Raw genomic sequence first — 14,591 nt, 5'->3', positions numbered from 1 at the left:
ACAGACGTTCTATAAAAGTATATTGGCCTAATAAAATTAAAGCTACTATCTTATTATGATAGCATTATCTCTTCTCTTTTAAATTAGCTTTACTAGGCTCTTAGTAGTTTAGTTTTGCAACCACTTGAGTGAGAAAATGCAATATACATGGTTCTTGCATCACCATTAACACCAACAATAACTGTTGGGTCATCATCTTCAGTAATAGAACAGTAAAAATTATTTTTTGTAATAAATCTTTCTCCTCGCTCTGTTATTATTTCTAGTCGCCAATAATCTTCATAGCCAGAATACTCAAATGAACCTGCTTTTTTTATAATCTTCCCATGCTCAATATTATAAAGTGTCATATCTGTTGGCTTACCATGAGCGGCCGTATGATGTAATCTGACATATTTTAATTTTTCATGCCAAAAATTTTCAAATGTAATAAACCCCAAATTCCAAGGCATAAACCCTCCATATAGTTTCTCATGCTATCAATAGAAATAAATTTAATTAATGCTGTTTTACAGCAGATATAAAATAAATGAATGATTAGCGATATAAAACCACTTAAATTATTAATTTACTTCTATTTTAATTTCCTTAACCTTTGACAAACCAATATCTATTTTAAATAGACTATAATATAATCGTTTCTTTGCCCATTTAATGAGGTTTTATGAGCTACTTTTTTGCCCACCTTGCACGAATGAAACTCATCTATCGCTGGCCGCTAATGCGTAATGTCCGTACTGAGAATGTCTCAGAGCATAGCTTACAAGTTGCCATGGTCGCTCACGCGCTGGCGATTATCAAAAACCGCAAATTCGCTGGTCACGTTAACGCTGAACGCATTGCTTTATTAGCAATGTACCATGATGCCAGTGAAGTGATTACGGGTGACCTTCCCACCCCGATTAAGTATCACAATTCACAGATTGCGCATGAATATAAAAAGATAGAACAATTTGCCCAGCAAAAATTGCTAGATATGCTTCCAGAAGAGCTACAAGAGGATTTCAAGCCACTTCTCATTGAAGAGTTGCAATCGGATGAAGAGCACAGCATTGTTAAACAGGCTGACTCGCTGTGCGCTTATTTAAAATGTTTAGAAGAGTTATCTGCCGGAAATAGTGAATTTAAATTAGCCAAAAAACGCCTTGAAAAAATCCTTGCTGAGCGACAAAGCCCCGAGATGGATTATTTTATCGAGATTTTTGTACCTGGTTTTAAACTATCTCTTGATGAAATTAGCCATTAATCTTCAAAACTGGAATGGTACTTTTCATTCCAGTTTAATCAATAACACTCACTCTCATTCTTTTAATACTGTCGGGAAATCGGTATTCAGTCGTCTTGAATCACCATTAATACCTAATATAACTTTTCCATGATCACTCTCTATGAGAACAATAGAAATTGTTTTTTGTTTGCTATTTTTTTGCCACTTTTAATCATGTATTTTACAGGCCAATTATCATAAGCGTTAATCTGAAGTCGGCTTAAGCCGATCTCAAGTTATTTAAGCTATTAACGGTTACGTTTTTTAATGAATACAAAAAGAAGTAGAAGCCCTCTGATAAAGGGCTTCATTCTCATTAGAAAGGAAAAAGAATAGGTACTAATAATACGCTTATAATCATCACGATGATGGTAAATGGCACACCAATTTTGACAAAATCACCAAACTTATAGCCCCCAGGGCCTAGCACTAATGTGTTCACTGGTGACGAGACTGGCGTCATAAATGCCGCAGAAGCTGCAATCCCAACAATCATCGCAAACGGTAATGGTGAAACCTCCATCTGACGTGCCGCAGCAATCGCGATAGGCGCCATTAAAACGGCCGTAGCGGTATTAGAAATAAATAAACCTATTGTGGCACAAAGTATAAATAGACATAGCAGCATGACATGTGGCCCCAAATTACCCGCAACCTCCATGAGGGCATCAACCGCCAATGAGATCCCGCCCGTTTTTTGAAGCGCCAATGCAAACGGCATCATCCCAACAATTAAAATGATACTGGGCCAGTGAATAGACTTATAGGCGCTCTCCATATCAATGCAACGGAATTTCCCCATTAATAAACACGCAATCAACGCTGCAACAAAGTTAGGAATTTCATTTGTTACCATCATAGCGACCATCAATGCCAGACAAAACAGCGCATGAGGAGCTTGTGAGGCGGCTGGAGCGACTGCCTCTACTTCAGCAGCAAGGTTTAACACAATAAAATTGCGCGGTTTTGTCGACAAAATGCGGATCAGTTTCCAATCCCCAATGACCAAGAGAATATCACCGAGCCTCAATGGTTCATCAACTAATTTACCATCCATGGCCTTACCATCTCTGCGGATCCCCACAACATTCAGGCCATAACGAGTACGAAACTTAATATCGCGAAGACTTTTACCCAATAATTCAGAATCTGGGTTCATAGACACTTCCGCCATACCAACATCTCGAGATTGATCAGAAAAATAGTCACCGCGTAAAATCATCGGTTCCAGTTTCTGTTCAAAACAGAATTGGCGTAACTCATCATCACTGACAGAAATATCTACCAGCAATACATCTTGCTCTCTAAGTTCTGTTCCCCCTGTTGCACTGACCATAACACGGCGAAATTTCCGCCAGCGCTCAATGCCTACCACGTTAGCTTCATAGCGAGAGCGTAAATGCAATTCATCAAGGGAATGACCAATTAATGGCGAGCCTTTACGGATGGCAAGACGGCGCGCTCTACCGGTTAATTTATAGTCACGAATGAGGTCACGAAAGGTACGTTGATAACGTTCGGGGAGCTTATCGGGTTCACTACTTCCTAACCAGCGGCGGGCAACCCACATATAGGCGATACCCGCCAATAAAATCACAATACCAATTGGTGTAATGGAGAAGAATTGAAACCCTTTGATGCCTTCCCTGACCAATTCACTATTGACCACCATGTTCGGTGGTGTCGCAACTAATGTCATCATGCCACTAATTAAGCCCGCAAAGCCTAATGGCATCATCATGCGACCTGGAGAGATTTTCATGCGGGCGGCAACACTCAGTACAACAGGGATGAAAATAGCAACCACCCCTGTAGAACTCATAAAAGCGCCTAGCCCAGCAACCGTTAGCATTAAAAATACTAACATCTTGCTTTCACTACTACCTGCAACACGAACCAGCCAATCGCCCATTTGATAGGCGATCCCTGTTCGAACCAAGCCATCACCAATCACAAATAACGCCGCTATCAATAATACGTTAGGATCGGCGAAACCCGCAGTGGCTTGCTCTAAAGTTAAAGTATCACTTAGAACAAATGCAACGATAACCAATAACGCGACCACATCCATCCGAATTTTGTTTGTGGTAAACAGTACGATAGCTATCAGTAGCAGGGTTAACACCCACAGCAATTCTCCGTTCAAAGCATCCCCTTTCGACGAAAAAAACAGTGCTAATCAATTCCTTTAGTTAACCATGTTTAGCGGAGAATTTCTTTGATTAATTCGGTATTAAACATTTTTTGATACAGATAGTGTGAAAACACCATTTTTGTCTGGGCCAGATACCGAAATTTGCGTTAATGAACTGATTATTGCATGAATTTGTTCTCTTCTTGGCATACTCTCTGGGGCATGAACAGCGACCACTTGGCAGCCTGCATCAAGGGCTGAGTGAATGCCTGCTTGTGCATCTTCAAATGCAATACACGCTTGTGGATCTAAATTTAGGCATTTTGCCCCTAATAGGAAAGGTTCAGGATCAGGCTTACCTTTTGTCACTTTTTCAAATGTGACCCAATGTTTGGGTTCAGGTAATCCTGCTGCTCGTTGACGACCATGCGCTATCGGTACGGTTCCTGAGGTTACGATAGCCCAAGGCACCCCTAACTCCTCTAAACGGGTGAGCAGTGCTACGGCGCCTGATAACGCAATAACACCTTCAGTGTCGGAAGCTTCCATTTCTTCTAACCAGCGAAAACGAGCATTAATTTCGTCTTCACTGGCATCAGGCATAAAGTGGCGTAAACTGGTTAGCGCTGGTTTCCCATGGATAAAACGAATGATTTCTTCTGGCGCTACCCCTATCTCTTTACCAAATAAGCACCAGCAGCGCTCAACAACAGCTAATGAATCGACAAGTGTACCATCAAGATCAAATAGAAAACCTTTTGCTTTTAACTCCACTTTTACCCCTTACAAACGCATTATGCGTTAATAATTTGACTAATCTCTACCGCAGATAGGTGGTATTGGCGAGGACATGCACGCCAGATCCCCAGCATCCGCACATATTTATCCCACATTGGTGTTTGTGAGTTGAAACCATGAGTTCCGCTATCGAAATGCGTATAGCGACCTTCCGTATTAACCATAAAGCGAACATAACTCAAATAACGCGCCTCTGTTGCTGCATCAAAACCTAAAAATTGTACTCGACGCGCGTCAATGCCTTGTGGGTCACTCATATTGCCATATGAGACCTGTAAAGCATGATACATTTCCATAATATCAATGACGGTACGGCAAGTGCTTTCACTTAATTCACCAAAATCTCTATCAAGCTCACGCATTTGCAAACCAAAACCCCGCTCTACAATCGTTTGTAGACGGCGATAACGATCCGCATTTTCAGGATCGAGCATAGTCATCATTTTATATTGGTTAGATAAAATTAGGCGTTGTGCGTTGGTCATTTCCATCATGCTTCTCCTCGGAAAATTTTTAGCTCATCTTCGCATTCAAATTTCATGATGGACAGTGAAAACATCACTTTTATTGATCTAGACAGGCTTTTTGCGTTACTTGTTGTTAAATCGGACTTTTAATTTAAATATCGTCCATAAATGACTTATCTAATTGCTTAAATGCTCGTTGTAACAATTGTGCTAATGCCAAGTAATCAGGCTGCCCTTCTACAGGTGCCATCGCAATCCCTGCTTGTACAAATTTTTCTCGAATTTCGTAGAACCAACTCAACAAACTGGCGGGAAGTGGAGTCGATGCTCTTTTACCAAGCCACCACAAACCCTGCATCGGTAAACTGCAAGCAAATAGTGCTGTTGCAACCGCAGGACCGAGGTCTCCCCCTAGTGCGATTTGCCAAGTCAGTGTAAAGATAGCAATAGGCGGCATATAGCGAATACCAAACCGAGTCGCCTTGATCATGCGCAATTCAGGGAAGATAGGGGTTAACTTTTTCTCCATAGGAAACGTTTTTAGGTACAGGTTCCCCAACCTAAATCGTTTAAAAAAACCCGATGGTGAGTTTTGTAATGTACTCATACATTCCTTCCTATGACTCGCAAACCTATATAAAGAAATAACACATTTAATACTTACCTTACGCCATTTTAACAGCAATGCCTATGAATAAGCACAAATAGATAATTTTCAATTATTGCCGCACAAATCTGATCATTTTTGGCGAAATCAGCTATCCTGATTGATAGGTAAATTTGCATAAAATGCGTATTTTTTACGGTGCTTATGATTTTAATCAATCAAACCGGCCATTTCTAAAAAAAACATACAAAATATAAAATAATTTTAGTAGAATTGGCCGCATTTAGCATCGCTGTAGAAGTCTGTTAATTTATGCTTGATTTCAATTGTTCTACAGCTTTGATATATATTGGGGTTTTTGCGTGTTATTTCAACGCCAGTCATTAAGTTCACTCATCATGCGCTTAATGCAATTAAAAACACGGCTTTTTTAACCCTTTATTAGGCACCGATACATGTAGTTTTGACATTATCATTGATATCAATCATGAAATATCAGGTGTCAAATGCGCTAGTCTCTAGCGATACCATACTTTTTACAAAGTCTTTTTATGCTTTTGCAACTTAAAGGCTTCACAACAACAATTAACGATAGGTATTTCCATGTCAAGTAAGCTGGTACTGGTACTAAACTGCGGTAGCTCCTCACTGAAATTCGCCATCATCGATCCAACCAATGGCGATGAATATTTATCTGGATTAGCTGAATGCTTTAATCTGCCTGAAGCTCGTATTAAGTGGAAAATGGACGGCGCTAAGCATGAAGCTGAATTAGGTGCAGGCGCGGCACACAGTGAAGCACTGAACTTCATTGTTAACACTATTCTTGCAGCAAAACCTGAGTTGTCTGCTCAAATTTCTTCTATTGGTCACCGTATTGTTCATGGTGGCGAGAAATTCACCTCATCTGTTTTGATCAATGACGACGTCGTTGAAGGCATTAAAGCAGCAGTGCCATTTGCACCTTTGCATAATCCAGCTCACTTGATTGGTATCGAGGAAGCGAGAAAGGCATTCCCTCATTTAGTACACAAAAACGTAGCGGTTTTCGACACTGCGTTCCATCAAACTATGCCTGAAGAAGCTTACCTATATGCACTACCATATGAATTATATGAAGAGCATGGTATCCGTCGTTATGGCGCTCACGGAACTAGCCACTACTATGTCTCCCGTGAAGCGGCGAAAAAATTGAATAAACCGGTTGAAGAGCTTAACGTTATTACCTGCCATTTAGGTAATGGTGGCTCGGTGACGGCGGTTGTTAACGGTCAATGTGTTGACACCTCTATGGGTCTGACGCCATTAGAAGGCTTAGTCATGGGAACGCGTAGTGGTGATATCGACCCTGCGATCATTTTCCATCTACATGACTCACTCGGCATGAGCGTTGAGCAGATCAACAAGTTGCTAACAAAAGAGTCTGGCCTTCTCGGCTTAACCGGTGTGACTAGTGACTGCCGTTATGTTGAAGATAACTATGCAACCAAAGCCGACGCTAAACGCGCTATGGACGTTTTCTGCCATCGCTTAGCGAAATATGTCGGTGCATACTGTGCATTGATGGAAGGCCGTCTTGATGCCATTATCTTTACTGGCGGTATCGGCGAAAACTCTGCGCAAGTACGTGAGTTAACGCTGAAGAAACTGGCTCTACTTGGCTTCGAGTGCGACCATGAGCGCAACTTAGCTGCACGTTTCGGTAAAGAAGGCTTAATCACCACAGATAACAGCCGCCCTGCGCTGGTTATCCCAACTAACGAAGAGTTAGTGATTGCTCAAGATTCAGCACGCTTAACCGCTTAAGATTCTCTACCGCCAGCCTAACCCGCTGGCGGTACTACTTTATGATACTGTTTTATTAGAGTAACCGATTAAAGAGGTTCCCGTGTCTCGTACAATTATGTTAATTCCTACCGGCACTAGCGTTGGTTTGACCAGCGTCAGCTTAGGTGTCGTTCGTTCAATGGAACAAAAAGGTGTCCAGTTGAGCGTATTTAAACCTATCGCTCAGCCACGTATTTCCGGTAGTAAAGATCAAACCACTGAAGTTTTACGCTCTCATTCAAGTCTCACCACTATCGTCGAACCATTAAAAATGGAATATGTAGAGTCATTACTGACCTCTTCAAAAAAAGACGTGCTTATGGAAGAGATTGTTGCCCGTTATCATGAGCAAACTAAAAATGCTGAAGTGGTATTAATCGAAGGTTTAGTGCCAACGCGTAAGCACTCTTTTGCACAGTCTCTGAACTATGACATCGCAAAAACCTTAGGTGCAGAAATTGTGTTTGTCACCGCACCGGGTAACAGCAATATAACTCAAATGAAAGAGCGCCTTGAGTTAGTACGTAACGAATTCGGCGGCCAACGCAATAAAAATATTATCGGGGTTATCGTCAATAAAGTGAATGCCCCTGTTGATGAGCAAGGTCGTACTCGCCCTGACCTCTCTGAAATCTTTGATGATTCGACCAAAGCAACCATTGCGAATATCACAGCAAAAGATTTAGAGTGCCTAAGTCTACCGGTTCTAGCATCAATCCCTTGGAACTTTGACCTGATTGCAACGCGTGCCATCGACATGGCAAGACACTTGAATGCCGACGTTGTTAATGAAGGTGAAATCAATACTCGCCGCGTGAAATCAGTGACTTTTTGTGCTCGTAGTATTCCTCATATGCTTGAGCATTTCCGCCCGGGTTCACTCTTAGTGACTTCGGCAGACCGCCCAGATGTATTAGTTTCTGCGTCTCTTGCGGCAATGAATGGCGTTGAAATTGGTGCAATCCTGCTAACTGGCGGCTACCAAATCGACGAGCCTATTCGCCAACTCTGTGAACAAGCTTTTGAAACAGGTCTACCTGTATTTATGGTGAAAAGCAATACATGGCAAACTTCACTGAATCTACAAAGTTTCAGCTTAGAAGTGCCTGCGGATGACCATGAACGTATTGAAAAAATTCAAAACTACGTTGCTCGTCATATTAGCAGTGAATGGATTGAATCACTCGTGGCTGATTCTGAGCGTCCTAACCGCCTATCACCACCTGCTTTCCGTTATCAATTAACTGAACTAGCACGTAAAGCCGGTAAGCGTATTGTTTTACCAGAAGGTGATGAGCCACGTACGGTTAAGGCTGCCTCTATCTGTGCAGAGCGTGGTATTGCAACTTGCGTACTGTTAGGTAATCCAGAAGATATTCGCCGCGTCGCTGCTGCGCAAGGTATTGAGCTTGGTACAGGCATCGAAATCGTTGATCCTGTGAAGGTACGCGAAGATTATGTTGCTCGCCTAGTTGAGCTACGCAAAAACAAAGGCATGACCGAAGTTGTTGCTCGTGAGCAACTTGAAGACAATGTTGTTTTGGGTACATTAATGCTCGAAAAAGGTGAAGTTGATGGTCTCGTATCCGGTGCCGTCCACACCACAGCAAATACTATCCGTCCACCTCTGCAATTGATCAAAACAGCGCCGGGTAGCTCATTAGTCTCTTCTGTCTTCTTTATGCTACTCCCTGAGCAAGTCTTCGTTTATGGTGACTGTGCGATCAACCCAGACCCAACCGCAGAGCAACTGTCAGAGATTGCTATCCAATCAGCAGATTCCGCGAAAGCCTTTGGTATCGAACCTCGTGTTGCAATGATCTCCTACTCTACTGGTAATTCAGGTGCAGGAAGTGACGTTGAGAAAGTGCGTGAAGCAACTCGTTTAGCACAAGAAAAACGTCCAGACTTAATGATTGATGGTCCATTGCAGTATGATGCGGCTGTGATGGCAGATGTCGCGAAATCAAAAGCACCAAACTCACCTGTTGCAGGTAAAGCTACCGTGTTTATTTTCCCTGACTTGAACACGGGTAACACGACTTATAAAGCGGTTCAGCGTTCAGCCGACCTCGTTTCTATTGGTCCAATGCTGCAAGGTATGCGTAAACCGGTTAACGACCTATCACGTGGTGCATTGGTCGATGATATTGTTTACACCGTTGCTCTGACAGCGATCCAAGCCGTACAAAATGAAAATGCCTAATATAAATTATTAGCATTTTGTCTTAATTAAAAAGCCAACTGAACAAAAACGGTTGGCTTTGTTTTATCTAACAAAAATACGCGAGACGCTTTTCCTCATCTCCTCTTAACTGCTGAAAATTGCAAGATTAATTACCATTAATAGTAATAATAAAGGAACATTTAAAATATAATTAAGCGCGGAGATGAGCATGCTAGATGCTTTTAAATATTCAGTAAAATTTGAGCAAGTTGATATTATCAACCATTTTAAAAACACCTCAAAAAATAATTTTTCTAAAAAAATAATTGGGGTAGATAATATGAAAAGTTTACAAGATGGGATCTGTTATGGGCTAACTAACTCTTTTTTATATTATGCTCATGCAAACCAAGAAGAGATCTATGTCACTGAGACATATAACGCTTATAAAAACATAAAAAAAATAAAGTTGGTTGATTTTTTAAAAGACACCTATCATTATAAAGCCTTTAAAAAACATAGTGAAGCCTTGTTAAATCAGAATTTCAATAAAGCTAGGAACATTCAAAATCATCATCACATGATTTATTTTTTAAGAGACATACTGAATAAATTCAATAAAATAAAAAAAGAATATAATGAAGATGACTGTGATTACATAAATAGGTTATTTCAAAAAAACACGTTATCAATTAAAGAGGATGAAAAACATTTATATCTAGAGCTACACGAGTTTATCAATAAAGTTTATCATGATGCACTTAATCCTCCTCTTAAGTTAGAAAAAAACCGTTATAATAACTTAGTTAGTGATGTCTCTTCAAAATGTTTTCAGAATGAAAGCGAAATAGACTCACTGCGCTTTCCACTATTTTTCTCTTTAGTGAAAGATTATTATTTAAAGCTTACAAAAGAAAGATTAACACAGCTTGAAAATATACAAAATATACATTATGACTCAATTACATCTATTGATTTCGATATCACCTTTACATCCAAAGAATTAAAAGCACACATTGAAGATTGCTTAATAAAGAAAAAGGATATTATTGGTAACCTGTGCAGTCAAACGCACTCAATGGGAATTGTCGTTAAATATAGAAATGGCAAACCTATTTTTGAATTTTTCGAACCGAATAAAGGACTATTTAAAACAACCGATAAAAGTCATTTTTTTAACTTCTTAGATGCTCTGTTTAATGATAAGTCATATAAGTTTGAAATGAGAGCCAAAACTGAAGAAAAAACTGTCAGTTTGTCTAGCTCACTGGCTGCAAATCAAACATTCAATTATATCCAAGCACCAAGAATAGATGAGCGCTTGGTAAACCAAGATGCAAAAGCATTAAGAATGAAAAGTAGCAAATTAAAACATCACAGAAAAACAATTTAACTTATGGGGTTATAAAACTAAAATATTAAAAACCATACCAGCAAATAACCGCTACACCACCTATTAGAAATAACTAACTGATTGATAGGGCAAAAACACTGCCCTATCAACGATAACATCTAAATCGCTTTTTGCTTTCTACCTATCAATAACGATACGACCGTTGCAACAATAATATTTAACACAAATGCAGCGATACCGATATTCATAAATTCAAGCCCTTTGCCTAACCAAGGGAACAGTTGCGATAACGAAATGTGCTCAATATAAGTCACTGCAAGGAAAATGACCCCTGCGATAATACCAGCCATTGCCCCCGTCGCCGTCATAGGGTTATGTTTTCTAAAGCTCATCAATAACGCGGGGAAAAATTGTGCGACAATATTAACACCTAATAACATGATAGCCACTAATGTGTCGTTGCTGTGAAAAATAAAGTACAAACTCACTAACGCAACCAAAGGCACCATAAAACGCGCATAAATCCCTGATTGACGTTTCTCTTCACTCACATTTAATGCTTTTTGCACCACTCCCGCCAACATATTAGACGTCGTCAATAATAACATTGAACCAGGTACTAATGCCGTCAGCATACCCGCGGCACCAATAAGACCAACAATAAGCGGTGAAAATGTGGTTTTAGCGATCTCAAATAACGATAAATCCACCATTGAGCCATCAAGATGCGGTATTTGTAATATTGCAGCATAACCAACAAAGAACGCGAACAGCATAATCAAGCTGTATGCAGGAATGAGAATACTATTACGCTTTAATGACTTTTCATCTTTAGCTGTAAATACGGCGGCCATATAGTGCGGCCAGCAAAAATAAGCCACTACAGATAAAAAGATAGTTGAGATATACCACGGAATATTCAATCCCTGCTCAGAAAATGTCAGAAAGCCTGGGCTAGCCGTATCGATAGCACGGAACATATCGCCAAAACTACCGTAGTAATGCAAGGGAATATAAACACCGATAAAGACAACAACAATTAAGATCATCAAATCTTTTAATGCCGATGTCCATGCTGAACCATGAATACCTGAAATCATCACAAACAAGGTCACTGCAATGATGCCTATCCAAATCGCCATATCTGCGGGAATAGCACCATAAGAGGCTTGAGAAACAATAATACCAAGCCCTTTAAGCTGCAATACGAAAAGGGGCACCATCGCCACAATGGAAATTAGGCTAATCAATAGTGCTAAGCCTTGGCTTTGATATTTTGCCCCAAAAAAGTCAGAGATGGTTCTAATATCATTCTGCTTAGCAAATCGCCATACACGAGGATGCACCCAATATAGAAATATCCCCATAAAAGCATTAACCGCCAATGTGTATAATATGGCAGGCCCTTTCCCATATGCCCAGCCACTCCCCCCTAAAAAAGTAAAGGTAGTATAAATTTCACCTGCACTGAGTAAAAAGACTAATAAAGCGCCATAACTACGTCCACCAACAGACCACCCTTCGTGATCCATGGTTTTACCTTTTTTCGACCTCAATGCAAGGTAGATACTCAATAGGAAAAACAGTGTAATGACAACTAAAGCGTAGCTCATTGTTTTTCCTTATTCTTTTTAGAGTCTAAAATATTAATTAGCAGCATAATTAAAGCGCTGATCACCACCCAAGCCACAATCCAAAACATTAAAAAAGGCAATCCCATAACAAAAGGCTCTACGCGATTGGCATAGTAAATACCCACAGTTAGAGCCAGTAGCGGGAAGATCACCAAAAAGTGATACCATTTCATACATTAATTCCTTCTTACTTAACCACCAGAAACCAAATGACGTGGCAAATGGCTGAGCATCTCAACTCCCTCTTCAGTGACTAGCAGCATGTCTTCAATCATAATGCTGCCAATGCCGATACCGTAATAAGGTGTTTCTAGGCTCATCACCATTCCCGGCTGAAACACATCAGTCGTCGCTGCACTCACAAAAGGGGCTTCTTCTAACCCGACAAATACACCATCTCCATGCCCTAAGTGACCACGGTTATAGTGTGGTAAGCCAGAACAGCGAATTAATGCCATGGTTTCATTGAACACATCACTTAAACGTACCCCGGGAGCGACACGGTTGAGCATGTATTCATGGCCTTTATGTATGGTTTGATAAATCTCTTTAACTTTATCGTTAGCATTGCCAACGACAAAGGTTCTTGCAATATCAGCCCCATATCCCGCAACATCAACACCACAATCGAATTTAATAAGATCCCCTTCTTTCGCAGGCACATTTTCCGGTAGCATTTTTGGGGAGAAATCACTGCCGACTGAAATTAAATTGAAACGACTGTAGTTAGTTTCTGGAAACTCCATCACTTTAGCTTTAAAAGCTGCGGTTAATTCAGCGGAAGTACAACCCACTTTGATTAATTCGCTAGCAGCTTGAATACCCGCTTCTGTAATTTGAGCACTTTTTCTTAAGTGAGCGATTTCCCATTCACTCTTGATAACGCGCAATTCATTGAAGAGCGGAGCGGAATCCACTAGATTTAATTCTGGGATCACCTTGTCTAGCCACACTTTCCCCATATGGCTGATTTGACCCAATTCAATGGCGACAGGTTTACCATATACATCGGCTTCGGCCAGCGCATCTTTTAATAGCGTAAAAATAGTCTCAATCGGGCTATGAATAGGCCTTTGCTTAACAACTTTGCCATTATCAGGGTGATAAGGATCATCCACATCAACCCATATTGGGAATGTACGCACTTGTGCATTAGGCATTTCCAATTGCAAATTTGCAGCCTCAAATTCATTCATAATCACCAGCGATTTCACTGATGGGTCACGAAAAATTACCGCGATCGCCGAGCCTGTTTGCCTAAAGGTATACATGAAGAAACTAGCAAAACCGGTTAAGTGATAAAAATTATCTCCCACGGTAGCTACGAGGGCTTCAATCCCCTTTCGCTCCATAATCGCACGGGCTTTATTCGTGACATTTTGTAGGTGTTGTTGTTTTAAAGAAGATACATCTTTATGAATTGTCATTATTTATTCTCTCGGATGGTGCAACATGGTGACCAAGAATTAATTAGCAGGAAGGCATAATTCAGTGGGCATATAAATATATCAAATAGCCCACTTATTAATTATAACTAATAGTTATAATATAGTATCAGTAACACTATAGAATAGAAGACAGTATGAATTAAAGGGCTAAAGCATAGCCCTTATCAATTTAAGTCGTTAAGTTACGAATTATTTGCACACGAAATAGCTTTCTCAAACTCATTATTCCGTGTTAACCATAAAGAGAGCGCTTTTAAGGAGTCAGGGGTAAATTCATCACAACGAGCACTAATTTCGGCTGGCGTTAACCAATTCACCTCAACCACCTCAGACTCTTGCAATGCAAAAGGGCCATGGCTCACACAACTAAACAGACCGCCCCATATACGGCAGTTTTCGCCTTCATAATAAAATAAGCCATGTTCAGCAAACGGCACGCCTGCAATGCCTAATTCTTCTTCTGCTTCACGCTTAGCAGAATCTAAAATATTTTCACCTTGAGTCACCACTCCGCCAGCAGTCGCATCTAAGTAGCCCGGATAGAAATCTTTACTATCCGTTCGCCTTTGTACCAATATTTTGCCCATTCCATCATGGACAACAATGTAAGTAGCACGATGGCGCAAGTTTTCTGCTCGCATCTGGCTACGTGTGGCCTGAGCGATAACCTCATTGTTCTCATCAACAATGTCAACCCATTCAACCACTTCGGTTTGTTCTTCCATCCTTAAAACCTTTTTTTAACCTGTTAACACAGTTTTTATGCCATAGAACTATTGCCGAAATCGGTCAAGCAAACAGTCTGTAACAAGGTATGCTTTTCACGTTCCCCTTGCAAGTGATAGCACACAAATTTGAGTATTGATTTCATGTTGCAGGAGCTTTAAT

Annotated in this window: 13 protein-coding genes; 4 read left to right on the top strand and 9 right to left on the bottom strand. The window is 40.5% G+C overall.

The features are described from left to right. Nucleotides 1-92: 92 nt before the first annotated feature. A complete protein-coding gene (locus PR709_RS00555) occupies nucleotides 93-452 on the bottom strand; it encodes a hypothetical protein (RefSeq protein ID WP_004921139.1) in 360 nt (119 codons plus the stop codon). Between the two features lie 212 nt (nucleotides 453-664). On the opposite strand from PR709_RS00555, the gene yfbR reads away from it, so the two are divergent. Continuing rightward, nucleotides 665-1,246 carry a 5'-deoxynucleotidase gene (gene yfbR, locus PR709_RS00550; protein WP_004921141.1) on the top strand — a complete coding sequence of 194 codons (582 nt, stop codon included), beginning with the start codon at nucleotides 665-667 and terminating at the stop codon, nucleotides 1,244-1,246. Nucleotides 1,247-1,583: 337 nt separating this feature from the next. Here the strand turns inward: yfbR and PR709_RS00545 are convergent, their stop codons facing one another. The 4 genes from PR709_RS00545 to yfbV form a co-directional block, all read right to left on the bottom strand. Beyond that, entirely contained in the window at nucleotides 1,584-3,413 is a 1,830-nt protein-coding gene (locus tag PR709_RS00545) for an SLC13 family permease (RefSeq protein ID WP_014656267.1), read from the bottom strand. A gap of 87 nt (nucleotides 3,414-3,500) precedes the next feature. Beyond that, a complete protein-coding gene (locus tag PR709_RS00540; RefSeq protein WP_004921145.1) occupies nucleotides 3,501-4,175 on the bottom strand; it encodes a sugar phosphatase in 675 nt (224 codons plus the stop codon). 20 nt (nucleotides 4,176-4,195) lie between these two features. Then, the gene (locus PR709_RS00535; protein ID WP_014656269.1) at nucleotides 4,196-4,690 is read right to left on the bottom strand and encodes a YfbU family protein; all 495 of its coding nucleotides are present in this window, start codon (nucleotides 4,688-4,690) and stop codon (nucleotides 4,196-4,198) included. Nucleotides 4,691-4,817: 127 nt separating this feature from the next. Further along, on the bottom strand, nucleotides 4,818-5,273 hold the full coding sequence (gene yfbV / locus PR709_RS00530) for a terminus macrodomain insulation protein YfbV (RefSeq protein ID WP_004921149.1): 456 nt from the start codon (nucleotides 5,271-5,273) through the stop codon (nucleotides 4,818-4,820). Between the two features lie 603 nt (nucleotides 5,274-5,876). Here yfbV and ackA point away from each other — a divergent pair. The 3 genes from ackA to PR709_RS00515 all read left to right on the top strand — a co-directional run bounded on the left by ackA (nucleotide 5,877) and on the right by PR709_RS00515 (nucleotide 10,660). Continuing rightward, entirely contained in the window at nucleotides 5,877-7,079 is a 1,203-nt protein-coding gene (gene ackA / locus PR709_RS00525) for an acetate kinase (protein WP_004921151.1), read from the top strand. Between the two features lie 82 nt (nucleotides 7,080-7,161). Further along, a complete protein-coding gene (gene pta, locus PR709_RS00520; protein WP_014656270.1) occupies nucleotides 7,162-9,306 on the top strand; it encodes a phosphate acetyltransferase in 2,145 nt (714 codons plus the stop codon). Nucleotides 9,307-9,496: 190 nt separating this feature from the next. After that, on the top strand, nucleotides 9,497-10,660 hold the full coding sequence (locus tag PR709_RS00515) for a YopT-type cysteine protease domain-containing protein (RefSeq protein WP_004921155.1): 1,164 nt from the start codon (nucleotides 9,497-9,499) through the stop codon (nucleotides 10,658-10,660). A gap of 119 nt (nucleotides 10,661-10,779) precedes the next feature. On the opposite strand, the gene PR709_RS00510 is transcribed toward PR709_RS00515, so the two are convergent. From PR709_RS00510 to yfcD, 4 genes are all read right to left on the bottom strand, one after another. Further along, nucleotides 10,780-12,234 carry a sodium:solute symporter family protein gene (locus PR709_RS00510; protein WP_004921157.1) on the bottom strand — a complete coding sequence of 485 codons (1,455 nt, stop codon included), beginning with the start codon at nucleotides 12,232-12,234 and terminating at the stop codon, nucleotides 10,780-10,782. Beyond that, complete coding sequence (locus PR709_RS00505; protein ID WP_004921159.1) at nucleotides 12,231-12,428, bottom strand: DUF3311 domain-containing protein; 198 nt, start codon at nucleotides 12,426-12,428, stop codon at nucleotides 12,231-12,233. The genes PR709_RS00510 and PR709_RS00505 overlap by 4 nt, the downstream gene beginning before the upstream one ends. A gap of 18 nt (nucleotides 12,429-12,446) precedes the next feature. Beyond that, nucleotides 12,447-13,682 carry a M24 family metallopeptidase gene (locus PR709_RS00500; protein WP_272570685.1) on the bottom strand — a complete coding sequence of 412 codons (1,236 nt, stop codon included), beginning with the start codon at nucleotides 13,680-13,682 and terminating at the stop codon, nucleotides 12,447-12,449. A gap of 203 nt (nucleotides 13,683-13,885) precedes the next feature. Then, nucleotides 13,886-14,428, bottom strand: coding sequence for an NUDIX hydrolase YfcD (gene yfcD / locus PR709_RS00495; protein ID WP_004921163.1), 543 nt, complete (start codon nucleotides 14,426-14,428; stop codon nucleotides 13,886-13,888). Nucleotides 14,429-14,591 lie beyond the last annotated feature (163 nt).

The organism is Providencia sp. PROV267, from assembly GCF_028477825.1.
Classification (GTDB): Bacteria; Pseudomonadota; Gammaproteobacteria; order Enterobacterales; family Enterobacteriaceae; genus Providencia; species Providencia stuartii.
Note: the sequence above shows the minus strand (reverse complement) of the source record. Positions and strands in the feature narration are given on the sequence as shown.

Bases quoted from the DNA above. Each gene is read 5' to 3' on its own strand.
- yfbR (WP_004921141.1), top strand. From the start codon at position 665: ATGAGCTACTTTTTTGCCCACCTTGCACGAATGAAACTCATCTATCGC.
- yfcD (WP_004921163.1), bottom strand. From the start codon at position 14,428: ATGGAAGAACAAACCGAAGTGGTTGAATGGGTTGACATTGTTGATGAG.
- PR709_RS00505 (WP_004921159.1), bottom strand. From the start codon at position 12,428: ATGAAATGGTATCACTTTTTGGTGATCTTCCCGCTACTGGCTCTAACT.
- PR709_RS00515 (WP_004921155.1), top strand. From the start codon at position 9,497: ATGCTAGATGCTTTTAAATATTCAGTAAAATTTGAGCAAGTTGATATT.
- ackA (WP_004921151.1), top strand. From the start codon at position 5,877: ATGTCAAGTAAGCTGGTACTGGTACTAAACTGCGGTAGCTCCTCACTG.
- PR709_RS00510 (WP_004921157.1), bottom strand. From the start codon at position 12,234: ATGAGCTACGCTTTAGTTGTCATTACACTGTTTTTCCTATTGAGTATC.
- PR709_RS00555 (WP_004921139.1), bottom strand. From the start codon at position 452: ATGCCTTGGAATTTGGGGTTTATTACATTTGAAAATTTTTGGCATGAA.
- yfbV (WP_004921149.1), bottom strand. From the start codon at position 5,273: ATGAGTACATTACAAAACTCACCATCGGGTTTTTTTAAACGATTTAGG.
- PR709_RS00535 (WP_014656269.1), bottom strand. From the start codon at position 4,690: ATGGAAATGACCAACGCACAACGCCTAATTTTATCTAACCAATATAAA.
- PR709_RS00500 (WP_272570685.1), bottom strand. From the start codon at position 13,682: ATGACAATTCATAAAGATGTATCTTCTTTAAAACAACAACACCTACAA.